The sequence below is a fragment of the Priestia sp. USM5 genome, from assembly GCF_058323215.1.
Window position 1 is genome coordinate 1556058 of record NZ_JBSGKN010000001.1, and the last position, 24626, is coordinate 1580683.

Sequence of the window (24626 nt, forward strand, 5' to 3'; positions counted from 1 at the left end):
ATAGGATTTTAATGATTAAAAAAATTAATAATTGAAAGCACTTTTATCAATATTTTTACAGAAAAGAAGCATATACAGTGATACAATGGAAGAAGAGATAAGGCGTTGTATGTATACATACTTTCTAACAAACATGATATTGGATTGATAAAAGCAGGTGGTAAAAACATGGATGTACAACTATTAATAACGGTATTTGCACTCGGGTTTTTCGGGTCATTTTTAGCAGGTATGCTTGGAATTGGAGGGTCAGTTGTTTTGTACCCGCTGTTGCTATTTGTTCCGCCTCTTGTAGGAGTGGGAATATTCAGCGCGCACGAAGTAGCTGGTATAGGAGCTGTGCAGTCGCTGTTTGCCTCCGTTTCAGGAGCTCTTGCTTATAAAAAGGGCGGCTATTTGAATAAACCGTTAATTTTATATATGGGCGTCAGTGTCTTAGTTGGTAGTCTCATTGGTTCAACGCTATCAAACTCGTTTTCAGAAGGAATGATCAATTTCATTTACGGCGTGATGGCAACAATTGCTGCAGGATTAATGTTTATGCCCAAAAAAAATAATCCAGCGGCCGATTCATTCGAAGTGACGTTTTCAAAACCTTTGGCAGCAGCCCTGGCGTTTTTAGTTGGAATTTGCGGGGGGATTGTCGGAGCAGGAGGCGCATTTTTACTTGTTCCTATTATGATTACCGTGTTAAAAATTCCTGTGCGCGTAACGATTGCAAGCTCATTAGCCGTGACGTTTATTTCGTCTATGGGAACAACATTCGGTAAAGTAATGACACATCAAGTCCTTTTGCTTCCGGCGCTTATGATTATTGGAGCAAGCTTACTAGCAGCTCCGATTGGCGCTTTTGTCGGGCAAAAGACGAAGGTAGCGTCGCTGCAAGTGATCTTAGCAGTCGTTATTACGGCGACTTCGTTGAAAATATGGTTTGATTTACTAATGAAATCTATTCATTAAAAAAAGCTGCCTCTTTAAGGGCAGCTTTTTTATTTTGTAGTTGATGCAACAAGGTGAGCGACTAAAATATAGCGTTCAGGTGCTGAACCAACGTAGTTAAATGGATAACAGGTGCTGACGGTTAAAGTGGCTCTAGGTTTTGGCACAATAACGGTCCGGTCATCCGCATCCACAATTCGTACTTTGTTTACTTTGTATGTGAAGGTGCCTGCTGCTGTACTTACCACAAGCGAATCGCCTTCACCCACGTCGCCAAGCTTACGAAAAACCGTATCGCGATGTCCTGATAGAACAGAATTGTCGTTTTGACCAGGCAGCACGCTTCCCGCAAAATGACCGACGCCTTTTTCTAATTCATCTTCGTTCGTACCGTGATAAATTGGCAGCTTCGCATTTAATTTAGGAATATATAGTTCTCCCATTAAATCACCGATTTTTGGCTGTTTCGGATAAGACACATTTGACACTTTCGGCTTTTTTTCTGAGCTAGCAGTACGAGAGTGTACCGCTTTTTTTGGTTCAACAGAAGAAGCTTCAGCAGAAGAGTCTGCTGTTGATGAGTCCTTGCTTTTAGAAACTGAAGCTGCGGCTGGTTCTTCTGTATCCATTGTTTTAAATGCCAAATAGCCTCTTGCAAATTTATAGGCGTTTGTTGTTGTAAACCAAAGACCAAAGCAGATGACAGCGGCTAAAAGGGAAAGAACAATCAACCGCTTTTTACGATTGATTGTTCTTCTTATTTTTCTTGGTTCCATTTTATGCGCGTCTCACTTTGCGGAAAAGAACAAAGCCAGCGGCTACAAGCACTAATCCAATTAATGTATTTGTTACATAATTAGAAGCCGTTTCCGGAAGTTTTCCGCCTTTAACGGTTTTTTGTACAGCGCTATTCGTTTGTTGCTTCTCCGGTTCTTGTTTCTTTTCTACTGCTGGTTTTTGCGCTTGAGCTGGTTTTGCTACAGCTTCAGCAGATTTTTCTACTTCTTTTCCTGTATCTGTGATGATATCAGAATTAAACATATCGCCTGTGATCACCATGTCTGCTAAAAATTCACCGTCTGTTGTATAAAGAGAAATTTTTAGACTTGCATTTTTTAATTCTTCTAAGTTGATTAAATCAGTAAGAGAAAGCGGTCTTTCATTTCCGCCTTGTACAAGTGAAAATTTAGCGTCTAAATGGAAGATTGATAGCATTTCTTTATAAATAGACATTAATTCAGCGATTTGATCAGCAGATAATTCTGTTGCTGTATCAAAATCTTCGAATGCCGCTAAGCGCTCGCCTAATTGATCTAAGCGGTTAAGCGTTGCTTCATTTGAAAGCTCATCTTCTAACGATGTAAAATGTGCTTCAATTCGATTTAACTCTTCTGAAGTTAAGCCTAATTCAGACTGCATAAATGATAGTAAGCCGCTTAAATCTTCTTCACTTAATTCATCATCGTAAGAAGTGTCTTCTTCGTCATATGACTCATCATCTTCATACCAGTCATCGCCTTCTAGATAGAAGCCGACATCATCGTATAAATCATCTAGGTACACATAGTCGTCTAAGCTTTGGCCGTTCTCTTTTAATAACGCATTTAAGCTTGTTTTGTCTAAGTCAAAATCTGCATACAAATCTTGCACATTATGTAAGTCAGCTGCAATCGGTTCACCTAAAAAATCTTCTAAATCTGCGATTGTATCGTAGTTTTCAAGACTATCGTCATACAGTGAAAGTGAATATTCAACGTCGTCTTTGGTTACTTCAAAACCTCGCGTTTGGCTTACCGATTTTAAATATTTGTTGAAGTCTGCGTCAAATGTTGACGCGGCTGCGAATGAAGACGTTGGAAATACGCCAACAAACAGCAGAAATGATAATAAAATTGTCCCCAGTTTTTTCATCAATTTTCTCCTTTTTTTTACGTTTTCTACAAGATTATATAGTAAGAGTTATAAATTTACAATATATACTTATATTATATATACCTTGAATATAGTGGTAATTTAAGGTATTTATAGAACTATATATTTTGAGAATACCATATGGAAGGGAGCGGAAAGCCCTAGGTAGAAAAAAGGGAAAAATAAAGAAAAAGGTTTATAATTTTTTTGACAGAGCAGAAATATAAAGAAACATCAAAAAAGAACAGCATTTAGAAGCTGTTCTTTTTGAAATGATATGTAAGCATTAGCATAGATAGTTGAAATTCGATACCGTTCCGCTTTAGAAAAAGGTGGCTACGAGTTATGATTTTAGTAAGGATAGTGAAGAAAAGTGAGAGCGCGGTTTTGTCAGCTCTATTTTGATTCCTTTTAGTCTTAAACGTTCTACAAACTGTTTGCGTTTTTTTCGCTTTTCATGCGGGGATTGATTCATATTCGCCTCATCCTCCATATTTAGTCAAGTAGCTAACATATCATTATCATAATCAAAAGATGACGGTTACACAATAAACATTCTCAAATATTCACAAAGATTTAAAATTTGTTACATTGATAGTGTACATGTACCCCATTCTCTTTTTTTATAACATCTCAATGTGCTGTTTTTAAATTGAAGTTTTATGAATTCCGTCGCAGAATAAAAAAACATGATCAAAATGAGCACGCAGACTTTTATATTTTGATTCATGGTGCTTAAAAGCTATACTAGTAGTGCGTATAGAAAAGACGAAAACGAGATTGGATATCTCATCTATTCGTATACAAAAAAGAAAGAGGGATCTTGATGAAAACAGAACAGCAGTATTTTGAAGAAGGAAAATCAATTCAAATATATATGAACGACATGAGTACATTAAAAGAGGAAAGTTTAGCTGTTTATGAACAATTTCAGCTTCCTAAAGATGGACTGGCTGACAAATTAAAAGCTCACAAGCTTCACTTCTTAGCAATTACTGAAGATTGGTGCGGAGATGCGATGATGATTAACCCAATCATTCGTAAAGTAGCTGAAGCTGCCGGTATCGATGTGCGTGTTGCACTGCGCGATGCGGACACCGAATTAATTGATCGTCACTTAACAAACGGCGGCCGTGCTATTCCGATTATTTTAATTTTTAATAATGAAGGAAATTTACTAGGTAAATGGGGTCCTCGTGCTCCTGAAGTTCAGCAGATCGTGGATGAGCTTCGCGCCGAACTTCCTTCAAAAGAAGATCCTTCGTTTGAAGAAAAGCAAAAAGAAGTCTTTTCTGCGTTACGAACAAGATATAAAGAAGAACCGGCTCTTTGGTCGTATGTTTATAACAGCTTCAAAGAAACAGTGTTAGCTGTTGTAAAATAATTTAAAAAAGCAGGGTAAAATGAGCGCTTCATTTTACCCTGCTTTTTTTCTGGTTATTGCAGCAAAATCGTTTGTATATCACTTTAATGAAAAGGCTGTTTTTATAAATGTTAGTGTTCAAAACGCGTACTTTTAATTGGTAAAACGCACAAAATTCTAAAAATAAAAATATTTTTTATTCAAAACGCGTACTTTTTTAACTTGATGATGATATAATAGCAAATAATAAATGAAGAAGGGGGACGGGTGAATGAATGTAAAAGCTTTTGGTTAGTACTTTTAAGCAGCATTTTTAGAGATCAAAATGAATTTTATTTTTTAAATTTAATGAAAGCGCTTAATAACTCACTTCTCAGAATATATAGAAGAAAGGTGTTAGATACATGAATAACTTACATAGAAAAATGGGAACGTTTTCTCTCATGATGGTCGGCCTTGGATCTATTATTGGATCAGGATGGCTGTTTGGGGCATGGAGAGCTGCTCAAATTGCAGGCCCTGCAGCAATTGCTTCTTGGATTATTGGAATGGTTGTTATTTTATTTATAGCTCTTTCTTACAGTGAACTAGGATCGATGTTTCCAGAAGCAGGAGGTATGGTTAAGTATACGCAGTACTCGCACGGCTCATTTCTTGGCTTTATTGCGGCTTGGGCAAACTGGATTGCCATTGTATCCGTTATTCCTGTTGAAGCGGTTGCCTCTGTTCAGTACATGAGTTCATGGCCGTGGGAGTGGGCGAAATGGACAGGGAGTTTAGTAGAAAACGGGATTCTTACTGGAAAAGGCTTGGCTATTGCTACAGGGCTATTAATCATTTATTTTCTTTTAAATTATTGGACGGTAGGCTTATTTTCGAAAGCTAATTCACTTATTACCGTTTTTAAAATTGTGATTCCAGGGCTTACAATTGGTGCTCTTTTATTTGCAGGATTTCACGGCGGAAACTTTTCCTCTGCAGGAGGCGTTGCTCCAAATGGATGGGCAAGCGTGTTGACAGCTGTTGCTACGTCTGGGATTGTGTTTGCTTTTAACGGTTTTCAAAGCCCTATTAACATGGCGGGAGAAGCGAAAAATCCGGGACGCTCTATTCCAATTGCCGTGGTAGGATCCATTTTGATTGCAACCGTGATCTATGTATTGCTTCAAATTGCGTTTATTGGAGCGGTAAATCCTTCAGAAATCGTAAAAGGATGGAGTCATCTGAACTTTAATTCGCCGTTTGCCGATTTAGCGATTGCACTAAATATTAACTGGCTTGTTATTGTTTTATATGCAGATGCGTTTGTATCGCCATCAGGAACAGGTATTACGTATACAGCTACCACGTCACGCATGATTTATGGTATGGAAAAAAATAAATACTTGCCGAATATACTAGGACGAGTTCATCCGCTTTACGGCGTTCCTCGTCAAGCCATGTTTTTTAATCTATTTGTCTCATTCATCTTTTTATTTTTATTTAGAGGCTGGGGAATTTTAGCCGAAATTATTTCTGTAGCTACGTTAATTTCATATCTTACTGGTCCTATCACAGCTATGACGTTAAGAAAAACGGGGACCGATCTTTATAGACCTTTACGTATAAAAGGGTTAAATGTAATAGCGCCTCTTGGCTTTATTTTTGCTTCACTTACTCTTTACTGGGCGAGATGGCCGTTAACTGGACAGGTATTATTTATTATTTTAATTGGTTTGCCAATTTATTTTTATTACCAAGCAAAATCAAAATGGAAAGGCTTTGGTCAAAACTTCCGAGCTGGCGTTTGGATGATTGTCTACTTATTATGTATGATGACAATTTCCTGGATAGGAAGTGAAAAATTCGGGGGACTCAATATTATTAAATACGGCTGGGATATGGGACTTATTGCAATTGTTGCACTTTTCTTTTATGCTTGGGCACTTAAAAGCGGGTACAAAACAGAGTATTTAAAAGAAGCAATTCATGTTAATAATGAAATGAAAGAAGCGGAAGCACAGACTGCCTCGGCTAAAGAGCAAGTTATAGAAAAACAAATTAAATAAGTAGTAAAAATAAGGCTGGGACAAAAGTATTTCAGTTAAAGTCAAATGCGAACTATTAATTATTTTTTAATTGGTAGTTCGTGTTTTTTGTTGTTATGTTGAAGATAGATTTCATGTTTTCAATTGCTTCTAGCAGTTGATTGGAGGACAAGGCGAAGACTCCGGCGGGAAAAGCGGAACAGGTGAGACCCCGCAGGAGCGTAAGCGACGAGGAGGCTCAGCGGCCGCCCGCGGAAAGCGAAGCCTTGCACGGAAATCAACAGCGGTGTAACAAGCAGCTCAGCTCATGTATACAATTTATTCGTCTTTAGATTAGATTGATTTAGTTATGTCCCATCCTTTTTTTATGGATAAATTTTCTTTTTTTGAATACTAGATAGTAAAAAATGCTATAATGGTTGGCAAAATCATGCAGGGGGAGAACGGCTTATGGATATCGTATCAATCACTTCTTTTTTAGGTGTAGCCGCTTTGCTTACGGTTATGCCTGGTCCTGATAACTTATTTGTTTTAGCACAAAGCATATCAAACGGTAAATATGCAGGGATTTCGACTTCATTAGGTCTTTGCACGGGCTTGCTTGGTCATATAGCAGCGGCAACGTTGGGTCTGTCGGCTATTATTTATCAATCAGCTTTAGCATTTGCTATTGTCAAATACGCTGGGGCAGCTTATTTATTATATCTGGCTTATAAGACGTTTACAGCCAAAGATTCCGCTCTCGCTGTTGAAAATAAAGAAGCCATTGAGTACAAGGTGCTATATAAAAAAGGAGTGATTATGAACCTGCTAAATCCAAAAGTTTCGCTTTTTTTTCTTGCTCTTTTACCTCAGTTTGTTAATCATTCAACCGGACACGCCACACAGCAAATGCTTGTTTATGGAGCTGTGTTTTTAGTTCAAGCGCTGATTATCTTTACGTTAATTAGTCTATTTGCAGGGAAAGTAGGGGAGTTTTTGCGAAAATCTCCGGCGCTGTCTAAGCGGCTTAATCTCGTGCAAGGCTCTATCTTTACGCTTATTGGCTTAAAAATTGCTTTTAGTGAGAAATAGCAAAAGATAAGATGGCGAACCTGCTTTTTATCTCTATTAAAAGGCGTGGACATAGGTTAGTTAAAGGGAGATCCGAACGATAAATCCAATTCGTTCGGATTTTTTATGTTTATGGTAAAATCCAGTTTTTTAAGTTATTGTTCTCTAACCTTTAAGAGGACGAACCCTTCTTGTCCACTTACATATATATATAGAATGAGAGATAAAACATCGGACAAAGCCGGTGTTAACCCCAAGTTCTTTCATATTATGGCTGAAAGGAAAGGTTCACATGAAAAAAGTATGGCTAGATGCAGGGCACGGCGGTACAGATTCAGGCGCTTTAGGAAATAATTTGCGTGAAAAAGATATTACGCTGCAGCTTGTATTACACGCGCGGGCGTATTTAGAGCATAACTATTTAGTAGATGTTCAAGTAACTCGTTCAACCGATGTGTTCGTTTCATTATCAGATCGAGCGAACCGAGCTAATGCATGGGGAGCAGATATATTTGTTTCAATGCACATTAATGCCGGCGGAGGTACTGGATTTGAAACGTATCGCTATCCATCACAAGAGGGAAGTCAATCTTCTCTTTTACAAAAAGAGCTTCATGCAGAGATTTTACCAACCATGCGCAAATTTGGAACGATTGCAGATCGCGGTTTAAAAACAGCTAATTATGCTGTACTGCGTGAAACAAATATGCCTGCTGTTTTAACTGAAAACTTATTTATCGATACAACAGCCGACGCTGAAAAATTAAAAAACGCGACGTTTCTTCGTGAAGTGGGAGAAGCACACGCGCGTGGAATTGCTGCGTATTTAAACTTACCTTCTACTAGCGTTACATTCTATACCATTCAATCTGGAGATACGTTTTATAGCATTGCAAAGAAGTATAATATCACCGTTCAGCAGCTGCAGGATGCAAATAACGGCGTAGATCCTACCAAACTGCAAATTGGGCAGCAGATTGTTCTTCCTGTCACTACGTATACTGTACAAGCAGGAGATACGTTCTATAGCATTGCAAAGAAGTATAATATGACTGCTCAGCAGCTGCAGGATGCAAATCCCAGCGTAGATCCTACCAAACTGCAAATTGGGCAGCAAATTATCATTCCCGCTGTTTAATATCTGTAAATAAAAAAGATGACACGGCAGCGTGTCATCTTTTTTATTATTGAACTAATCTTACAAGCATATGGGCAAGGTGATGCTGCTGTTCTTTGTCTCCAACTTTCCACAGTTCGTGAAGCAGGTTTTCCTCTCGATTGCGAGGCTCTTCATGCTTAGCGAGATAATCAGCTACTTTCTGAGCTGTTTTAGCCAGCTGTTCCTCATTCATCCCTAACTTTTCACCTTTTGAGACCTTGTCCCCTAGATAACTTTTAAATCCTTCGAAGCTAGAGAGAATATCCTCTTTTTTCTCCTCGCTCATAGAATTAATGGCTCCTTCAACTTTTGCTGAATGATTTGTTTCTACAGAATTACTCATAGATTTTTTCTCCTCTCATGGTTATATTTGGGTGTTAGAAAGCATATTCCCTGAGGATTCAGTAAATAAACGTCCAAATGTGTTATTTTTACATGATGGCGTTTTACAAGGACTTAAAAAGGTGAGGTCAAACGAGATTTTATCAACCAATAATAAAATGACAAAAAAAGACTTTGAATAAAGAAATCAAAGTCTTTATATGATTTTTATACTGAAGCATCATATTTCCGGCGTAGGAGTAGGCGTGGCATAGCCTTCCTTATATTTATGATCAATTTCTTGACGAATGTCTTCGATGCTTTTGCCTTTGCTGTAGTCTACTACAGCTTGAGCCGCTATTTCTAAGCAGACACCGCATTTTGTTCCGTGATCATCCCACGTTACTGCGCCGTTTTCTTTGTTTTCAAAGATAAAACAGTCGTAGTTGTTTTGATGATTAGCTTCTTCTCCACATCCGCAGTAGCAAGGAATGTTTTCTAGTAAGGTTTGATGCTTAGCAGCGGCTGCATAAATAAGTTGCATATCTTCGGGCTTGTCACTCAGAAAGGAAGGGAGAGTTTCACTATTTTTTGTTTCTTCTCATTTATCCCCTAATGTGTGCGGCTGATGTTCTTCATGTTGTGTTGTTTCTGTATGTTTGTTAGCTGAAATTTCTTTACTTTCGTTTCCACAGCCGGACACCATGCCTGCTGCAAGGACAACTGGTATGACCTTTGATTTCATCATCAAAATGTTCATCCTTTCTTCAATTAAAGATAGAAAATAATATGTACATCCATCACGTTAAAAAGACATCATTCGTCTTTGAAGTCATTCATCAACTTTCTGCAAAATAATTTTCCGATACATACCTTTCAACATGACGCTTGAATTTTCCTTCAAGATAAGCTGATCCCGGCTTGCTTCAAGCATATGTTCAAAAGAGAGGCCAATATCTGTTCCTAGTAATTTTACGAAGAGGCGGAATATTTTTTTAGGAAAAGCCGCGGATTTCTTTTTGGTTTCAAATTTATCAAAAATCAGGATCGTTCCCTTGGGCTTTACTACTCTTGTCATTTCTTTTAAAGCTTGCTTTGCATCAGGTACTACGCTAAGAATCAAGCTTGCTACAACAACATCAAACGAAAAAGAGTCGAATGTTAGCTGCTGAGCGTCCATTTGGTGGAAAGTTATAGACGGGTTTTTGTATTTATCTTTTGCTTTTTGAAGCATTTCACTGGAATAGTCGATGGCTGTTACATTTACTTGATGAGGAATAAAAGCTAAATCGGCACCCGTTCCAACACCTACAAATAAAATGCGCTGCTCAGACGAAAAGGGGACATCTTGAAAGACTTTTTTTCTGGCTCGATAAAACATCCCGTTATTAAAAAAGACATCATAAAAAGGGGCCCAGCACTTATAAATAAATTGGTTCCAGCGGTTATTCACGTAAACCCTCCTAAAAAATAAGCTTTCCAACGCATGCTGGAAAGCTTATAGATTCCATTTATTTTTTCATTTTGAGTAAGCGAAGGCTGTTTAAAATAACAAGTAGCGCTGCTCCTGTATCGCTTAAGACGGCAATCCACAGAGTAAGCCACCCTGGGAAGATAAAGGCTAAGGCAATGACTTTAACAATAATAGAAAACCAAATGTTTTGTTTGATAACAGCTAACGCTTTGCGACTTAGCTTCATTGTATGAGGAAGCTTTTCTAAATTGTCTGCCATCAGGACAATATCAGCTGTTTCCATGGCTGTATCAGTACCAGCACCGCCCATTGCAATGCCAAGATCAGCAGTAGCAAGGGCAGGGGCATCGTTAATTCCATCTCCAACCATAGCCGTTTGATACCCTTCATGTTGAAGCTGCTGTATGGCCTTTACTTTGTCTTCAGGCAGCAAATCAGCGAAATAGCGGTCTACCCGAGACTGAGAAGCAATCATTTTAGCTGTTCCTTCGTTATCACCGGTTAACATCACAATTTGCTGCATTCCGTTTTGCTTAAGGCTTTCTAAAGCAGATATGGTTGTATGTCTGATGGTATCAGCTACGCTAATAATGCCTAGAACACTTTTAGCTGTTCCGACAATAATAATCGTTTTACCTTCGTTTTGAAGCTTTTCAATCTGAGACCAGCAGTGTGTTAGAGGTGTTCCTAAATCTGAGAATAATTTTGCATTACCTGCGTAATAAACCGTGTCTTGAATTGTTGCTTGCACGCCTTTTCCCGTAAGGATTTTAAAATTTGATCCTTGTAAAGAAACGACTTTTTTCTCCGCAGTATAATCCACGATAGCGCGGGCAATAGGGTGATTCGAATAATCTTCAAGCGTTTTGGTTATCGCTAAAAGCTGATTTTCTTCAGCAGCAAGGGAAACAACTTCTGAAACGGCTGGTTTGCCTTCTGTTAGCGTTCCTGTTTTATCAAAAGCAATCGCATTGATTGCACCGGCTTTTTCTAAAAACGTCCCGCCTTTAATGAGCACACCATTTTTCGCCGCGTTTCCAATCGCAGATACAATGGCGACGGGAGTCGAAATGACTAGCGCGCATGGACAAGCGACAACTAATAATTCAAGCCCTTTGTAAAACCACTCGCTCCATGCACCATCAAACAGGGGAGGGATGACCATAATGAATAAAGCTAAAATAAAGACAATAGGTGTGTAAATGGTTGCAAATTTATCAACAAATGCTTGAGTCGGCGCTTTTTTCTCCTGTGCTTCTTCCACTAAATGAATGATTTTAGCAATGGTCGTATCTTCGACTAGCTTTGTTACTTTAATTTCTAACGATCCGCTTTCGTTAATCGTGCCGGCATAGACAGCATCGCCCATTACTTTATCAACGGGAATAGATTCACCTGTAATAGGAGCTTGGTTGATACTGGATTCCCCGTTTATAATTTCACCATCGAGCGGAATTCGGTCTCCTGGCTTTACGACAATCGTGCTGCCAATTGAAATATCTTCCGCAGCTTTTTTAATCAGCTGCCCGTTTTCCTTTACCCATGCTTCAGAAGGAGCTAAATCCATCAAACCTCGTATCGAGTTTCTTGTTTGTTCAATTGATCTTGTTTGCAGAGCTACACCTAAAGCAAATAGCCAGACGACCGTAGCACCTTCAAGCCATTCACCAATAACAGCTGCTCCAAGTGCTGCAACGGTCATTAAAACATTCATGTCTAAAGAACGGCTTTTGATTCCGTAATAAGCACTTTTAGCCGGCTTATATCCGCTAACAATCATGGCAATAGCGTACAGTACAGTTGTCATATAAGAAGCAATTCCTGTATGAGAACCGATAAAACCTAGTGCGATGAGAATACCTGAAAAAATAATCGGACCATTTTTGCCTTTATGGTGCCGAGATTCAGCGGGCTGCCTGCTGCTGGTCACTAAAGTAGCGGTATACCCAGCTTTAGATACTTCTTTAATAATGTCATCAGCTTCATTATCATGTTCAATTTGTGCTTTTCCCGTTGAAAAGTTAACGCGTACGTCTTTGACAGCAGGAACTGTTTTTAAATGATTCACAATCGTGTTTGCACAAGCTGCACAGTCCATTCCTTCAATCAAATACGTTTTCATTTTCTTATTTGATTGAATAGGCTCAATACTAAAGCCCAGTCTTTCCACTGAGTTTGGAATGAGTGACAGAGCTGATTCACTTGCCGCCGCCACTTGAAGCTTTCCTGTATTGTAGTTGATTGCTACGTGTTGAATATCGTTTAACGTTTTTAAACTTTTTTCAATCGTAGCAGCACAAGAAGGACAATCCATTCCATACACGCGGTATTCAGCCGTTTCTTCTATGTCACTGCCTGTTGCTATATCGTGATCGCTGCAGCACGAATGCTGGCTTTTATCGGTCGTTAACGCACTTGTATCTGAACAGCAGCTGTGACTGTGTGCGTGACTCTTTGTACTACAGGAAGAAGGTTCTTCAGTAGGTGCGGCTTCTGAAGAAGAGGAGCAGCAGGGGCTGTTCTCAATTTCTGATGAAGAAGGGCCGCTGCAGCAGCTTCCGGTATGGTGATGATGTTTTTTATCTTCGTGTTTCATTGTGTCCCACTCCCTATACGGTAAGAAAAACTTAAATGGTTACATCTTCTTTTTTAGCAAACATAATATCAATTACTTGTTTAATATGTGCATCCCTTAAAGAATAAAAAGCTAACTTTCCTTCTTTGCGATAATTGGCAATTCCTATATTTCGCAGCAGTCTTAAGTGATGAGAAGCAGTAGCAACCGTAGAGCCTACAATGTTGGCTACGTCACATACACATAATTCCTCACCTTTATAAAGGGCTAATACGATTTTCAGCCGCGTTTCATCTCCCAACGCTTTGAACATCGTAGAAATATCCTGAACAGCTTCAACATCGATAGAAGGCTTAATACGATTCACCTTTTCTTCGTTAAAACAATAAATATCACAGCGGTCTTTTGGCATAGTTTCCTCCTTCATTCAAACATTCAAATGATTGTTTGTTTATAATATATGCCAATTTAAAAAAATGTTCAAACATTTATTGATTATTCGGACTTTTTTTCTGAGCAAAACATAAATATAGAAAGAATAAATATGAAAAGTATGCCTATTAGTGTATGTACTCTGGACTAAATGGTGCGGACAAAAAGAGAATGACTTTACGTGTAGAACAAAACAAAAAGCCACCCCTATAGGTAGCCTTTCAATGACTTTTAAAAATGAGAGAAATAACCGAATACAGCGCAAATTATGTTCATTTGGTTATCGTTTTAATCGATTAAATAATAAATCTGCTGCATTATTTAACACCTTGTCCGATTCTTTTAATCGCTTGTCTGAGTTTTCTAAATAGGATTGAGCAGATAATACAACATCTAATGGATCCTTGACATTTTTCTTTTCGGTGCATACTAAATGACCAACATTATTTTTCCAATGAATCGTGCATTTAAAATTCACAAATGTATCATCGCTCGTTCTCAAACGCAAATGCCTGATGATGGGGTTAGATGAAGAGTGCTGTGACAGCATCCACATTGCTTGTTTCCGGTCGTCTTTATGAATAATGCTCCACAGACTGGAGACTGAAGAAAAATAAGAATGTGCTTGACTAGAAAAATGCAGGATTTCACCTTCTTGATTTAATTGAAAGTAAGGAACGGGGATCCATTTAAGTATGTTACTTTCCATCATGCACCTCTCCCAACTTAAGTAATCTCTTTTACCATATCACAATTACCTAATATTTGTATGATTTTTATCATTTTTCCCACTCTTTTCTCCGTTTTAAGCTGTAAAAGCTACCGAATTATTCAGTTTAAAACACTTGAAAAAGGAACGTGTGTTCGGTAAACTAAAAATTAAAGGAGCGAATTCTATGGAACGGCTACTTCAAGAAAGCTACTCTTCGAAACGACCTGTTGAAATTATTTATATGGATGATAAAGGATGTTTGACACAGCGATTTATCATTGTGTATAAAATTGATCCTCAGAGCGTAAAAGCTTGGTGCTTACTAAGGAACGAGAAACGAACGTTTAAAATAGAGAATATCCTTTCATGCGGATTCAGCAATAAAAGGAAAAGCAGTTTTAGGCAGAAAGCTCACTCAATTTAAGAGGGGCTTTTTCATATCATTTCCTCTTATGGCGTGTGAGTTATTTTCATACACTATATCCACCAGAAAGGGGAATGAACATGACATTAAACCAAGGAAAGAAAACTAAACATATTGCTAAAGGGAGCACGGAAGAAAAAAATATGACAATGCAGGGTGAGAAAAAACAGCATGAAGCACAAAGTACCTCTTTGTCTCATAATAATTGTCGTGCAAACCTTGACGGAGATTAATCTATAAAAGGAAAGCTTTCGTCTCCGAGGCTTTCCTTTTTTGTGTATATTGCATTTTTAAGTTAACTCGTATTTTTCTGAGCCAATCACAATATAGTCTTTCGCTTCACGTGTTCATACTATCCTATCTCGCATCCTTCGTTTTTAGAATCATTTTTCTGACGTTCTTGCAACATTGGGTCTACTATATTACTCATAAGCGAACCTCAGCCTTAACGGGACAGAAAAGGGGAAATGAAGATAAAAATTCTGCGTTTCTTCATTATAATAAGAAAAAACGATCTGTTTACTAGTATTTAAATCTTTCGAAAAATCAAAATAAATAATGATTGATTTCGTCACTTTATTGTGGTTTCATAATAAAGTGTAAAAAGACCATTTTTCTTACAGAGAGAAATGAGATAGAGTACTTCTGTGTTGATTCTTTCTTTTGAATATAGTATACATACAGGGGTATAGAAATTAGTTGGGAGGAAAACATGGCGATATTATATATGAGCATAGGTATTTTACTTTTATTAATTTGTTACAGTTTTTATAAACGCTATGTGCCGGTGCAGGGAATAAAGAAAGTGACGACCGTCGACTGTGCTTCTACAACGATTTCGTATGTAGATGTTCGTCATTTTCATGAAATGAAACAAAACCCCTGTCAAAAAGCAATCCATATTCCGCTTCCTTATTTAGAGAGACAGCATGAGGAAATTCCATATAAAGAAGTGGTCGTAATTGTTCCTGACAGCATTTCCCGAAATTTAAGCATTCGGCAGCTCAAAAAACATGGATATCAGGTCAAAGGATACATGTGTGCGGAAAGATGTGTATAATAAAAAAACGGCAAATAAGCCTTAAACGACTTTGATATAGAAGGATATAATAGATAAGCTAAGCGATACTCATTTCAAAATGGGTATCTTTTTTTGCTTTAAGGATTAAGAAGGGGAGTGGAGATCGGTTTCTTTTGGTTCAACAGCTACTGAGTCTTTTAGCGTATTTTTATGACAAAAGGTTTGAAAAATCCCTTTTGTGGTAAAAAAAAACGTAGTTCTCCTAGTGCATAGACAGAGGTTTAATAGGAAGTTATAATTTAGGCAATTACATAAAAGGGGAGTAAGCTAAGGAAGGTGAATAGATGTGCGAAAGATAAAGCGGTTGCTATTTCTGTTCATTTGTATAGCGGTTGTAATTGTTGCGTATGAGATGATTCGATATCCGATTGAAAACAATGCTGAAAGTGTGCAGCAGCATTTGCGAAATTGGGAGCATAAAGAAAGTATTGATGGTTCTGCAAGGATTACGCTGCAAGATTTTAAACGGGTTGATCACTCTAATACATACATAGCCTTATTCTCCATACCTGGTGATAAAGAAGGAATGGCCGTATTGAAGCAAGGATGGAACAAACGCCTGCGTATTGAAGTCAGTACCAAAATGAGCAATTTAGTGGATTATGATGATATCCATACAAATAAAGGTACATATGCGCTGTTTACAGGAACAAATAGAAGTAAACAAATTGAGCGCGTAAAGGCGGCTTTGGTGCACGATACATATACAATTGATGCCGCGGTTCCAAAAAGTGATTATTTTGTGCTGTATGAAAAAATACCGAGTCATATTAAACATCCGTTTCCAGCAACGACAACGCTGCTAGATAAAGCAGGGGATGATATCACGGTTAAAGAATTTATGGATCAAGAGCTGCGTGAATAACACGCGGCTTTTTTCTATAATAAAAAGCTTTTTAAAAAAATTCACGTTTTGTTCATATTTTCGAAAGAAAGAATTTTAAGCAAAAAAATCAAATATTTGCTACAAAACAAAGGGGAATTAACGGGCAAAATAAGTTTCATACAGGGCGTCACATTTTCTTTGAAAATTTGTCACAAAATATTCAATTATGTCGATGTGTATTGATATATCAATGTTGAAGCAAACGTGCAAAGCTAATTTTGCAGTTATTCCTAAAGAAATAGTTAAGAAATGGGAGCTGAATCCTTTTATTTACATTTATTCATACCAAATTATGTGATAGAATATCGCAAGGTTGAAGCACTCTAACCCTATTGGTACAGTCACTATATTAGAATATTTTTAATATAAAAAAATAAAGCAAAAGGGACGAAAAAAATGTCATTTTGTATTACAATAGTAGTGGCCTACAAATAAGGGGGAAGAGAGTCTGTATAAAAATGTCGTTATCTAGCGAAAGATAGCGCATTTTGAATGTTCATCAATATAGGCTTCGCATCATGTGTTGTTAGAAAGGAGAGTTTTAAGTGAAACCAAAAAAAGGATTTTGGAAGCTAGTAGGTTTACTATCTGCGCTTTCACTAGTATTTTTGAGCGGTTGTTCAAAACTTGCTGTATTGAACCCGCAAGGTCCTGTTGCAAAAACGCAATCTGATTTAATCATTTGGTCTATGTGGATGATGTTGATCGTGGTTGTTGTCGTATTTGCTATTTTTATATTTGTTCTTGTCAAATATCGTGAAAAACCTGAAAACATGGACTATGAGCCACCTGAGCAAGAAGGTAACTTAAAGATGGAGGTTATTTGGACAGCATTCCCAATCATCATCTTAATTCTATTAGCAGTGCCAACTGTTAAAGCGATCTACTCTGCAGAAGAAGTACCGGCAGAATCAAAGGATAAAGATCCAATCGTGATTCACGTTACATCTGCAAACTGGAAATGGATTTTCAGTTATCCGGAACAAAATATCGAGACGGTTAACTACGTAAACATTCCAGCAGATACGCCAGTGAAATTTGAGTTAACGGCTCAAGGACCTATGAACTCATTCTGGGTACCAGAACTTGGCGGACAAAAATATTCGATGAACAATATGTCAATGCCATTATACTTAGAAGCTGATAAGCCTGGTTCTTATATGGGACGTAGTGCTAACTTCTCGGGTGAACATTTCACTCAAATGCAGTTCGAAGTTCAAGCTCAAACGGACAAAGACTTCAAAGAGTGGGTTAGTGACGTAAAAGGTACAGCTGGTAAATTGACTGAAAAGAAATATGATCAAATCCTAAGCCCAGGCGTTGTTGGTCGTCAAACTTACAACGGTACACATTTAAAATGGATTGACCATGCAAAAGATGTATACATTCCTGGCAAAGAGCTAGAACGTGGTACAGGACATGATCACAGCAAGATGAAAGAAGACGAAAAAACGAGTAATGAAGAAATGGAAAACATGGATCACTCAAATCATGAATAACATTCATTTATTACACTAAATAACGTAATGATTGGGGGAAGACATAATGAAGCTAGATGAATTTTTCGTCACTGGCGAACCTATGATTTACGCTGCTGACGCAGCAATCGCTATGACGGTCATCGGTATCGTTTTTGTCTTAACATATTTCAAGAAATGGAAATGGTTATGGACAGAATGGTTAACAACAGTTGACCATAAAAGACTCGGTGTCATGTACATCCTTTCAGCTGTATTAATGCTTTTCCGCGGCGGAATTGATGGAATCATGATGCGTATGCAGCTTGCATTCCCGGGTATGAACATTTTAGATGAACATCACTACAACGGAGTCTTCACGGCTCACGGTGTTATCATGATCTTATTCATGGCAATGCCATTTATTATCGGACTAATGAACGTAATCGTTCCATTACAAATTGGTGCGCGTGACGTAGCATATCCGTTCTTAAACGCAATCAGTTTCTGGACATTCTTTATGGGAGCAATGCTATTTAACCTTTCTTTCGTAATCGGAGGAGCTCCTGATGCAGGTTGGACAAGTTACTTCCCGCTTGCAGGTAAAGAATTCAGTGAGGGTATCGGAAATAACTTCTATGCCGTTTCACTACAGATTGCTGGTGCTGGTACATTAATGACTGGTATCAACTTCTTTGTAACAATTTTAAAAATGCGTGCCCCTGGCATGACAATGATGAAAATGCCAATGTTTACTTGGTCAATCTTCATCACATCAATTATTATCATTTTCGCGTTCCCTGTATTAACAGTAGCGCTTGCACTTATGACACTTGACCGTGTATTCGGAACAGCCTTCTTTACAATGGCTAACGGCGGTCTTCCAATGATGTGGGCTAACTTATTCTGGATTTGGGGTCACCCTGAAGTATATATCGTTATTTTACCGGTATTCGGTGTCTTCTCAGAAGTTATCAGTACACATTCTCGTAAGAACTTATTCGGTTATAAAGCAATGGTAGTATCAATGGTCGGTATCGCATTCTTAAGTTACCTTGTATGGGTGCATCACTTCTTTACAATGGGTAACTCACCGTCAGTTAACTCGTTCTTCTCAATCACAACTATGTTAATTGCCGTACCAACCGGAGTTAAAATCTTTAACTGGCTCTTTACAATGTATAAAGGCCGTATCAAATTTACGACTGCGATGCTTTGGTCATTAGCGTTTATTCCAAACTTCGTAATCGGTGGGGTAACAGGGGTTATGCTTGCGATGGCATCAGCCGATTATCAATATCATAACAGTTACTTCCTAATCGCTCACTTCCACTATGTATTAATCTCTGGTACAGTGTTTGGCTGTTTCGCAGGTTTATACTTCTGGTATCCGAAAATTTTCGGTCACACGTTGAACGAAAAATTAGGAAAAATTTCATTCTGGATTTTTGTTGTTGGATTTAACGTATGTTTCTTCCCACAATTCTTCCTAGGTTTAGACGGTATGACTCGTCGTATGCAAACTTATGCAGACAACCTTGGCTGGAACGGATTAAACTTAGTTTCAACAATCGGTGCATTCTTAATGGGTCTTGGCTTCTTCGTATTAGTAGTTAACTTATTATACAGTGCATGGAAAAACAAACGCGACACTGCAAACGATCCTTGGGATGGTCGTACACTTGAGTGGTGGACTAAATCACCAGTTCAAGCTTACAACTTTGCAGTAATTCCTCATGTGAAAGAAATGGATGCATTCTGGCACATGAAAAAACGTAATGAAACAGAAATTAAAGCAGAAGACTTAAAACCAATTCACTTACCAAGCAACTCTGGTGTGCCGTTTATCTCAGGTATTTTCTGGTTTATCGGTGGATTTGGCTTAGTATTTGAATGGATTCCAATGGCAATCGTTGGATTAGCAGGTATTTTTGCTTGTATGCTTGCTCGTTCATTTGATTATGATCCGGGCTTCTATGTAAAAGTAGATGAAATCAAGAAGGTTGAAGGAATTACAGGGGGTGACAAATAATGGCAGGACATTTAGATAAATCATTGCCGTTAGAATACCAAGAAGAACAAAGTCGCCTGAATATCCTTGGATTCTGGATTTTCTTAGGTGCCGAGATCGCGTTGTTCTCTACGCTGTTCGTAACGTACTTAACGTACCATACGCGTACAGCGGGTGGCCCTACTGCAGAAGAACTGTTCGTTGTTAAAGATTTTATGATCGAAACGCTGTTACTACTATTCAGTAGTTTCACGATGGGAATTGCCATCTTTAAAATGCGTAATAATGATTTAAAAGGACTTTTAGTTTGGTTTGTTATTACACTTGTTCTTGGTGGAGGATTCCTTTTCTACGAAATTCGTGAGTTTTACATGTACGCAGTTCACGAAGGTGCAACAATGCAAACAAGTGCCTTCTTATCAGGGTTCTTTACACTACTTGGAACGCACGGTCTTCACGTAACAGTCGGTGTATTCTGGGCAATCAGTATTATTATTCAATTAGTAAGACGAGGATTAACACCAGTTACTGCTCGTAAAGTATTTATTATCGGTTTATACTGGCATTTCCTTGATGTTGTATGGATCTTCATCTTCACGCTTGTATACTTGAACGGATTGGTGGGATAAGACATGGAAAATAAACAAGGCCAAAAAGCAGGTTTTCCGCTTAGTCATGTATTTGGGCTTATCCTTTCACTAGCCTTAACATTCGCAGCGCTTGGTTTAGTAGTGCTAGCTGATCTATCAAGAAGCATTACGATGACTCTTATCATGATCCTAGCGTTATTACAAGCAGCAATGCAGCTAGTAATGTTCATGCACATGACTGAAAGTGAAAATGGTAAAGTACAGGTTGCAAATATTCTTTACAGTTTCTTTATTGCACTTTGTATCGTTGTTGGTACACTGTGGATTCTTGCAGCTCACTTTAACCATTAAAAATAAAACCACTTACTTCGGTAAGTGGTTTATTTCTTTTCATTCAGTTTATATTTCAACGTTTGATATTCTCCCGTAGCTACTTTTTTTACTACTTTTCCTTTATCATCTCTATAAACATTTACTTGTTCGTATACTTCAATTCGGTATCCGCCTCTTTTTTCTGTTTTAACATGAACTTCTTTGACCGACATATTTAATTGTTCCGCAGCGTCTTCATCAGCAGAGGTTTCAACAGCTCCTCCATCAAGTGAAAGGTGAGCTAAGCTGTCAAACGACTGCTGGGAATTGTTATCAACGTAGCTTGTCACGACTAAAATGCCGGCAAAAAACAATACTAAAAAAAGCGTCCGGACTTTTATCTTCATCTTAAAACACCCCCGTAAACTGACAAACAAGCACGACTGCACCTAATATCCAAACGTAAATCGCAAACGTTTTTAACGAATGATGCTTTAAATAATTGATCATCCATTTTACCGCTACATAACCGAATAAAGCAGATGAAAGGGTAGCGACGAATAAAAAGAAAACGGAGAGCTGCTCGACTTCACCTGTGACTACATCTTTTAACTGAAGTAACACCGCTCCGCAAATGGCCGGAGTCGACAATAAAAAGGAAAAGTAAGCGGCTGTTTCACGGTCTAATTTTCGCATTAACGCAGCTACCATCGTTAAGCCAGACCTGGATACAGCAGGGAATATCGCAGCTGCTTGAAACGAGCCGATAAAAAAAGCATCTCCGTATGAAATATGATCCATTTTTTTATAGCCATTTTTTACGGAATCACCAAACCATAACAGCAGTCCCGTCGCAAGAAATTCCCAGCCGATCGTTAAGCCTGATTTAGAAATGCTGTCAAAATAGTCTTTAAACAAAAGACCAATTGCAACTGCAGGGATCGTTCCTATCACTAAAAGCCCTGTAAGCTTGCTAAAGGGATGCCGAATAATATGCCATAGCTCACGCTTATAAAAGACAAACACAGCAAGCAGAGTGCCCATGTGCAGCATCGTATCTAAATACAATCCCGCATCGTCTAAGCCAAATAAGTGGCGCCCTAAATACAAATGCCCCGTGCTGCTTATCGGTAAAAACTCTGTAAGCCCCTGAATGATTCCCAAAATAAATGCTTCAAACCACGACATCTTATCACCTCATACAGCGTGTCCTTATTAGTAGTGTATAGAGGAAGTTCTGAGAACATGACAAAAACATGGAAGTATAGGCATTCATTTAGTGAAATAAATACGTAAAAATAGGTCATAGTATAAGAAGAGACGACCATTCTTATCTCCATCTCATCCACTATGGAAAGAGGTGCTTAAAATGATACGAAAATGGGTTGCTGTATGCGTCGTATTCGCTGCTTTTATTTTTCCGCAAGCAGTAAGTGCTGAACAGCCAAAAGTAGAGGTGTTTCAAATTGAAACGGGCAGAGTCGTTCGTTCAACGCCCAAACCTCCAAATGTTCAAAAAGAAGCCGAAAAAAGTATTGCGTCCATTACTGGTTTATATAAAAAGGCAAGTCCGCTTCCTAAAAAAGGCTATCTTGTTAAAGTACCTCTTGATCCAGCCGTGAAAATTGAAAATAGTGCGGTCAACACGCTGGCAAGTGAAGTTATTTTTGTTCTTGAACCGAACCAAAAACCAATCATGATGGTATTTGACAATGAAAATAGAACCTATTTTTTTGAATTTACTCATGATTTAACTCTTCTCAGAAAAGCATTACAGCTATAAGTCATCGAAATGATGGCTTTTTTTTACATAGATAGTTGACAGTTTATTATGATAAATGTAATATATTTAGAAAAGTCAGAAATAATAAGGGGGAGAATTATGTGATAGCTCTACGACCGTTCTCCAAAAAAGACTTTAAACAGCTAATGGATTGGATTCCCTCCGAGTCATTTATGGTGCAATGGAGCGGCTCTAGCTTTTCTTTTCCGCTTACTCCTAGACAGTTAAAACACTATATTCGATATGCAAATGAAGATGGTGCCTCTACCTATGCTTTTTCTGTCATAGATGACAATGAACAGCTTATTGGGCATATTTCCCTGGCTCATATTGATTATTATCATAAAACAGGAAGAATTGGCCGAGTGCTGCTTGGTGAAAAGTATAGAGGAAAAGGGTTTTGCTCGCACATGTTTGAAAAAATGTTAGCTTTCGGTTTTGAAGAACTGGGCCTTCACCGAATTTCGCTCGGCGTCTTTGATTTTAACGAGCGGGCGATTCAGTCTTATGAACGAATTGGCTTTACACGCGAAGGCCTTCTTCGAGATGTCCGGCTTGTAGATGGACAGTACTGGAGCTTAATTGAAATGAGTATGCTAGAAAGTGAATGGGCACAGCGTGATGTGCATCAAAAATCAAGCTAACATCTACTAGTGAAAAGCCAGCTTCCCAACAAGCGGGCTTTTTTGACGTGTGCTTAAATTTCCTCAAGAAGGTATAAATTTTCATTCATTAAGGCATATAGAGAGTAAGTGATGTGTAAAGGAGGCCGTATGAATGAAAAAATACAAAGTAGGCATCTTAGCGGCATGTATGTTGCTTTTAGGAACCGCTGGGTTGGGAATTGTCTATCAGCATCAAACATCTGCTAAAGAGCAGCCTCATTCGTTTAATGTACTCGTTATGGGCGTAGATGAAAGGCCAGGCGATACGGGCCGCTCAGATGTATTAATGGTGGTCAATTTAGATAAAAGCCATAATAAAGCAAAGGTTATGCCGATCCCTAGAGATACGCGCGTGCACATTGATGGAAAAGGGATGGATGAGAAAATTAACCATGCTTATCGATACGGAGGCATTCCTTTAACCGTGCGCACGGTTGAGAATTTTTTAAATATTGACGTTGACTACTATGTGAAAGTAAATATGGAGGGGTTCAAAGATGTAGTCGATGAACTTGGCGGCGTGAACGTGAATAACCCGTTTCCTTTTGTCTTTGATTCATTTATCTTTCCTGAAGGAGAAAATGCGTTGAACGGTGAAAAAGCTCTTGCCTATGTACGGATGAGACATGAAGACCCAAAAGGTGATTTAGGAAGAAACAATCGCCAGCGTCAAGTGGTGGAAGCTCTATTAGATAAAGGAATGAACATGTCAACGGTGAAAAATATCCCAAGTCTTCTCACGCTCGCAAAAAAGCATATCCAAACGAATATTGATGTCAGCGATGCATTTACGATGTATAACGTCATTAAGAATGGACGGCCTGATTTCGAAACGGTAACGGTAAAAGGAGAAGGACAAATGGTAGATGGTACATGGTATTATGTTGTAAAACCATCTGAAAAAAAGCAGCTGAGCGCTATGTTTCAACAAACCCATTAATAAAAAAGAGGGCTGAATTTTTTCAGCCCTCTTTTTATTCACCAATTTCTTCTTGACGCTGCAAGCAAGAAATTTGTTTTTTCTCTGGATGGACACCAAATGTATAGCCCCACGTTTGCAATTTATCTAGAATGATTTCGTCTTTTTTAAAGCCAAAGATCATCACTACATCTTGGTTTTCATCTAAAAGCAAATACTTTTCATCTTTGCGCCACATCGTTAAGTTTGACGCATAGAAAAGATTCCAGCCGTTATTCATGCGATGGCCGGTTGCTTGGTTTTTATAGTTGACAATCATATTTCTTCCTCCATTAGTGAATCTTTCTAAAAGTAAAACTTCAAAGAATATTATAAACGTTCTCTTCCTAGAAATCTATTATTTATCCTATTGAGGGGACCTCGCCGTGATGTTTATAAAATACATGTGATAAAAGATTTAGTATATAAGGATATATCTGTATAAAACAAGAGTCAATAAGTAAGAAAACGGAGAAAAAAAGGGTCTAAAAGC

28 protein-coding genes and 1 pseudogene are annotated in these 24626 nt (G+C 38.2%); 17 read left to right on the forward strand and 12 right to left on the reverse strand.

Features of this window, described 5'->3' with window-relative positions; translation table 11 throughout:
- The first annotated feature begins 168 nt into the window (after window positions 1-168).
- Window positions 169-960 carry a sulfite exporter TauE/SafE family protein gene (locus tag ACWATA_RS08525; protein WP_033580552.1) on the forward strand — a complete coding sequence of 264 codons (792 nt, stop codon included), beginning with the start codon at window positions 169-171 and terminating at the stop codon, window positions 958-960.
- Window positions 961-989: 29 nt separating this feature from the next.
- On the opposite strand, the gene ACWATA_RS08530 is transcribed toward ACWATA_RS08525, so the two are convergent.
- The 3 genes from ACWATA_RS08530 to ACWATA_RS08540 all read right to left on the reverse strand — a co-directional run bounded on the left by ACWATA_RS08530 (window position 990) and on the right by ACWATA_RS08540 (window position 3325).
- Window positions 990-1715, reverse strand: a complete 726-nt coding sequence (locus ACWATA_RS08530) for a class D sortase, LPxTATN-specific (RefSeq protein ID WP_473049763.1) — start codon at window positions 1713-1715, stop codon at window positions 990-992.
- Window position 1716: 1 nt separating this feature from the next.
- Window positions 1717-2850: a processed acidic surface protein gene (locus ACWATA_RS08535; protein ID WP_048018943.1), complete on the reverse strand. Its 1134-nt coding sequence runs from the start codon at window positions 2848-2850 to the stop codon at window positions 1717-1719.
- Between the two features lie 343 nt (window positions 2851-3193).
- Complete coding sequence (locus ACWATA_RS08540) at window positions 3194-3325, reverse strand: hypothetical protein (protein WP_013057845.1); 132 nt, start codon at window positions 3323-3325, stop codon at window positions 3194-3196.
- 351 nt (window positions 3326-3676) lie between these two features.
- On the opposite strand from ACWATA_RS08540, the gene ACWATA_RS08545 reads away from it, so the two are divergent.
- From ACWATA_RS08545 to ACWATA_RS08565, 5 genes are all read left to right on the forward strand, one after another.
- Window positions 3677-4234: a thioredoxin family protein gene (locus ACWATA_RS08545; protein WP_048018944.1), complete on the forward strand. Its 558-nt coding sequence runs from the start codon at window positions 3677-3679 to the stop codon at window positions 4232-4234.
- Window positions 4235-4617: 383 nt separating this feature from the next.
- Window positions 4618-6261, forward strand: a complete 1644-nt coding sequence (gene aimA, locus ACWATA_RS08550) for a glutamate/serine transporter AimA (protein WP_047750503.1) — start codon at window positions 4618-4620, stop codon at window positions 6259-6261.
- A 136-nt stretch (window positions 6262-6397) separates the two neighbouring features.
- Entirely contained in the window at window positions 6398-6532 is a 135-nt protein-coding gene (locus tag ACWATA_RS08555) for a hypothetical protein (RefSeq protein ID WP_255901545.1), read from the forward strand.
- A 158-nt stretch (window positions 6533-6690) separates the two neighbouring features.
- Window positions 6691-7314: a LysE family translocator gene (locus ACWATA_RS08560; RefSeq protein ID WP_033580556.1), complete on the forward strand. Its 624-nt coding sequence runs from the start codon at window positions 6691-6693 to the stop codon at window positions 7312-7314.
- Between the two features lie 271 nt (window positions 7315-7585).
- Complete coding sequence (locus ACWATA_RS08565; RefSeq protein WP_048018945.1) at window positions 7586-8431, forward strand: N-acetylmuramoyl-L-alanine amidase; 846 nt, start codon at window positions 7586-7588, stop codon at window positions 8429-8431.
- Window positions 8432-8477: 46 nt separating this feature from the next.
- Here the strand turns inward: ACWATA_RS08565 and ACWATA_RS08570 are convergent, their stop codons facing one another.
- The 6 genes and pseudogenes from ACWATA_RS08570 to ACWATA_RS08595 form a co-directional block, all read right to left on the reverse strand.
- Window positions 8478-8795 carry a DUF3243 domain-containing protein gene (locus tag ACWATA_RS08570; RefSeq protein ID WP_013083905.1) on the reverse strand — a complete coding sequence of 106 codons (318 nt, stop codon included), beginning with the start codon at window positions 8793-8795 and terminating at the stop codon, window positions 8478-8480.
- 219 nt (window positions 8796-9014) lie between these two features.
- Window positions 9015-9521, reverse strand: a pseudogene (locus tag ACWATA_RS08575) (PCYCGC motif-containing (lipo)protein).
- A gap of 84 nt (window positions 9522-9605) precedes the next feature.
- Entirely contained in the window at window positions 9606-10226 is a 621-nt protein-coding gene (locus ACWATA_RS08580; RefSeq protein WP_028414429.1) for a class I SAM-dependent methyltransferase, read from the reverse strand.
- 58 nt (window positions 10227-10284) lie between these two features.
- Window positions 10285-12843, reverse strand: a complete 2559-nt coding sequence (locus ACWATA_RS08585; protein WP_063247337.1) for a heavy metal translocating P-type ATPase — start codon at window positions 12841-12843, stop codon at window positions 10285-10287.
- Between the two features lie 31 nt (window positions 12844-12874).
- Window positions 12875-13234, reverse strand: coding sequence for an ArsR/SmtB family transcription factor (locus ACWATA_RS08590; protein WP_028414427.1), 360 nt, complete (start codon window positions 13232-13234; stop codon window positions 12875-12877).
- 300 nt (window positions 13235-13534) lie between these two features.
- On the reverse strand, window positions 13535-13963 hold the full coding sequence (locus ACWATA_RS08595; RefSeq protein ID WP_230624700.1) for a PAS domain-containing protein: 429 nt from the start codon (window positions 13961-13963) through the stop codon (window positions 13535-13537).
- A gap of 187 nt (window positions 13964-14150) precedes the next feature.
- Here ACWATA_RS08595 and ACWATA_RS08600 point away from each other — a divergent pair, with 187 nt between their 5' ends.
- From ACWATA_RS08600 to qoxD, 8 genes are all read left to right on the forward strand, one after another.
- Entirely contained in the window at window positions 14151-14390 is a 240-nt protein-coding gene (locus tag ACWATA_RS08600) for a hypothetical protein (RefSeq protein WP_033580560.1), read from the forward strand.
- Between the two features lie 80 nt (window positions 14391-14470).
- Window positions 14471-14623, forward strand: a complete 153-nt coding sequence (locus ACWATA_RS08605) for a hypothetical protein (RefSeq protein ID WP_176544739.1) — start codon at window positions 14471-14473, stop codon at window positions 14621-14623.
- 479 nt (window positions 14624-15102) lie between these two features.
- Window positions 15103-15450 carry a rhodanese-like domain-containing protein gene (locus ACWATA_RS08610; RefSeq protein ID WP_033580561.1) on the forward strand — a complete coding sequence of 116 codons (348 nt, stop codon included), beginning with the start codon at window positions 15103-15105 and terminating at the stop codon, window positions 15448-15450.
- 307 nt (window positions 15451-15757) lie between these two features.
- Window positions 15758-16336 (forward strand): hypothetical protein, encoded by a 579-nt coding sequence (locus tag ACWATA_RS08615; protein ID WP_033580562.1) that lies wholly within the window; start codon window positions 15758-15760, stop codon window positions 16334-16336.
- Between the two features lie 566 nt (window positions 16337-16902).
- Complete coding sequence (qoxA, locus tag ACWATA_RS08620) at window positions 16903-17856, forward strand: cytochrome aa3 quinol oxidase subunit II (protein WP_013057827.1); 954 nt, start codon at window positions 16903-16905, stop codon at window positions 17854-17856.
- Window positions 17857-17902: 46 nt separating this feature from the next.
- Window positions 17903-19846 (forward strand): cytochrome aa3 quinol oxidase subunit I, encoded by a 1944-nt coding sequence (gene qoxB / locus ACWATA_RS08625; RefSeq protein WP_013083896.1) that lies wholly within the window; start codon window positions 17903-17905, stop codon window positions 19844-19846.
- Entirely contained in the window at window positions 19846-20454 is a 609-nt protein-coding gene (gene qoxC / locus ACWATA_RS08630) for a cytochrome aa3 quinol oxidase subunit III (protein ID WP_013057825.1), read from the forward strand. Before qoxB ends, qoxC begins: the two co-directional genes overlap by 1 nt.
- Window positions 20455-20457: 3 nt before the next feature.
- A complete protein-coding gene (gene qoxD, locus ACWATA_RS08635; protein ID WP_013057824.1) occupies window positions 20458-20766 on the forward strand; it encodes a cytochrome aa3 quinol oxidase subunit IV in 309 nt (102 codons plus the stop codon).
- A 29-nt stretch (window positions 20767-20795) separates the two neighbouring features.
- Here the strand turns inward: qoxD and ACWATA_RS08640 are convergent, their stop codons facing one another.
- Entirely contained in the window at window positions 20796-21134 is a 339-nt protein-coding gene (locus ACWATA_RS08640; protein WP_034270308.1) for a hypothetical protein, read from the reverse strand.
- A 1-nt stretch (window position 21135) separates the two neighbouring features.
- Window positions 21136-21915 (reverse strand): undecaprenyl-diphosphate phosphatase, encoded by a 780-nt coding sequence (locus ACWATA_RS08645; protein WP_025751115.1) that lies wholly within the window; start codon window positions 21913-21915, stop codon window positions 21136-21138.
- A gap of 181 nt (window positions 21916-22096) precedes the next feature.
- On the opposite strand from ACWATA_RS08645, the gene ACWATA_RS08650 reads away from it, so the two are divergent.
- The 3 genes from ACWATA_RS08650 (at window position 22097) to ACWATA_RS08660 (ending at window position 24115) form a co-directional block, all read left to right on the forward strand.
- Window positions 22097-22510: a hypothetical protein gene (locus ACWATA_RS08650; protein WP_033580565.1), complete on the forward strand. Its 414-nt coding sequence runs from the start codon at window positions 22097-22099 to the stop codon at window positions 22508-22510.
- Window positions 22511-22611: 101 nt separating this feature from the next.
- Window positions 22612-23154: a GNAT family N-acetyltransferase gene (locus tag ACWATA_RS08655; RefSeq protein WP_473049764.1), complete on the forward strand. Its 543-nt coding sequence runs from the start codon at window positions 22612-22614 to the stop codon at window positions 23152-23154.
- A gap of 133 nt (window positions 23155-23287) precedes the next feature.
- Window positions 23288-24115: an LCP family protein gene (locus ACWATA_RS08660; RefSeq protein ID WP_473049765.1), complete on the forward strand. Its 828-nt coding sequence runs from the start codon at window positions 23288-23290 to the stop codon at window positions 24113-24115.
- Window positions 24116-24149: 34 nt separating this feature from the next.
- On the opposite strand, the gene ACWATA_RS08665 is transcribed toward ACWATA_RS08660, so the two are convergent.
- Window positions 24150-24413 (reverse strand): hypothetical protein, encoded by a 264-nt coding sequence (locus tag ACWATA_RS08665; protein ID WP_013057818.1) that lies wholly within the window; start codon window positions 24411-24413, stop codon window positions 24150-24152.
- Window positions 24414-24626: the final 213 nt, after the last annotated feature.

Coding starts and splice junctions, on each gene's coding strand:
- qoxB (WP_013083896.1), top strand. CDS start 17,903: ATGAAGCTAGATGAATTTTTCGTCACTGGCGAACCTATGATTTACGCT.
- ACWATA_RS08600 (WP_033580560.1), top strand. CDS start 14,151: ATGGAACGGCTACTTCAAGAAAGCTACTCTTCGAAACGACCTGTTGAA.
- ACWATA_RS08605 (WP_176544739.1), top strand. CDS start 14,471: ATGACATTAAACCAAGGAAAGAAAACTAAACATATTGCTAAAGGGAGC.
- qoxC (WP_013057825.1), top strand. CDS start 19,846: ATGGCAGGACATTTAGATAAATCATTGCCGTTAGAATACCAAGAAGAA.
- ACWATA_RS08545 (WP_048018944.1), top strand. CDS start 3,677: ATGAAAACAGAACAGCAGTATTTTGAAGAAGGAAAATCAATTCAAATA.
- ACWATA_RS08645 (WP_025751115.1), bottom strand. CDS start 21,915: ATGTCGTGGTTTGAAGCATTTATTTTGGGAATCATTCAGGGGCTTACA.
- ACWATA_RS08590 (WP_028414427.1), bottom strand. CDS start 13,234: ATGCCAAAAGACCGCTGTGATATTTATTGTTTTAACGAAGAAAAGGTG.
- ACWATA_RS08585 (WP_063247337.1), bottom strand. CDS start 12,843: ATGAAACACGAAGATAAAAAACATCATCACCATACCGGAAGCTGCTGC.
- ACWATA_RS08665 (WP_013057818.1), bottom strand. CDS start 24,413: ATGATTGTCAACTATAAAAACCAAGCAACCGGCCATCGCATGAATAAC.
- ACWATA_RS08650 (WP_033580565.1), top strand. CDS start 22,097: ATGATACGAAAATGGGTTGCTGTATGCGTCGTATTCGCTGCTTTTATT.
- ACWATA_RS08540 (WP_013057845.1), bottom strand. CDS start 3,325: ATGAATCAATCCCCGCATGAAAAGCGAAAAAAACGCAAACAGTTTGTA.
- ACWATA_RS08530 (WP_473049763.1), bottom strand. CDS start 1,715: ATGGAACCAAGAAAAATAAGAAGAACAATCAATCGTAAAAAGCGGTTG.
- ACWATA_RS08595 (WP_230624700.1), bottom strand. CDS start 13,963: ATGGAAAGTAACATACTTAAATGGATCCCCGTTCCTTACTTTCAATTA.
- ACWATA_RS08570 (WP_013083905.1), bottom strand. CDS start 8,795: ATGAGTAATTCTGTAGAAACAAATCATTCAGCAAAAGTTGAAGGAGCC.
- ACWATA_RS08640 (WP_034270308.1), bottom strand. CDS start 21,134: ATGAAGATAAAAGTCCGGACGCTTTTTTTAGTATTGTTTTTTGCCGGC.
- ACWATA_RS08535 (WP_048018943.1), bottom strand. CDS start 2,850: ATGAAAAAACTGGGGACAATTTTATTATCATTTCTGCTGTTTGTTGGC.
- aimA (WP_047750503.1), top strand. CDS start 4,618: ATGAATAACTTACATAGAAAAATGGGAACGTTTTCTCTCATGATGGTC.
- ACWATA_RS08565 (WP_048018945.1), top strand. CDS start 7,586: ATGAAAAAAGTATGGCTAGATGCAGGGCACGGCGGTACAGATTCAGGC.
- ACWATA_RS08660 (WP_473049765.1), top strand. CDS start 23,288: ATGAAAAAATACAAAGTAGGCATCTTAGCGGCATGTATGTTGCTTTTA.
- ACWATA_RS08525 (WP_033580552.1), top strand. CDS start 169: ATGGATGTACAACTATTAATAACGGTATTTGCACTCGGGTTTTTCGGG.
- ACWATA_RS08560 (WP_033580556.1), top strand. CDS start 6,691: ATGGATATCGTATCAATCACTTCTTTTTTAGGTGTAGCCGCTTTGCTT.
- ACWATA_RS08610 (WP_033580561.1), top strand. CDS start 15,103: ATGGCGATATTATATATGAGCATAGGTATTTTACTTTTATTAATTTGT.
- qoxD (WP_013057824.1), top strand. CDS start 20,458: ATGGAAAATAAACAAGGCCAAAAAGCAGGTTTTCCGCTTAGTCATGTA.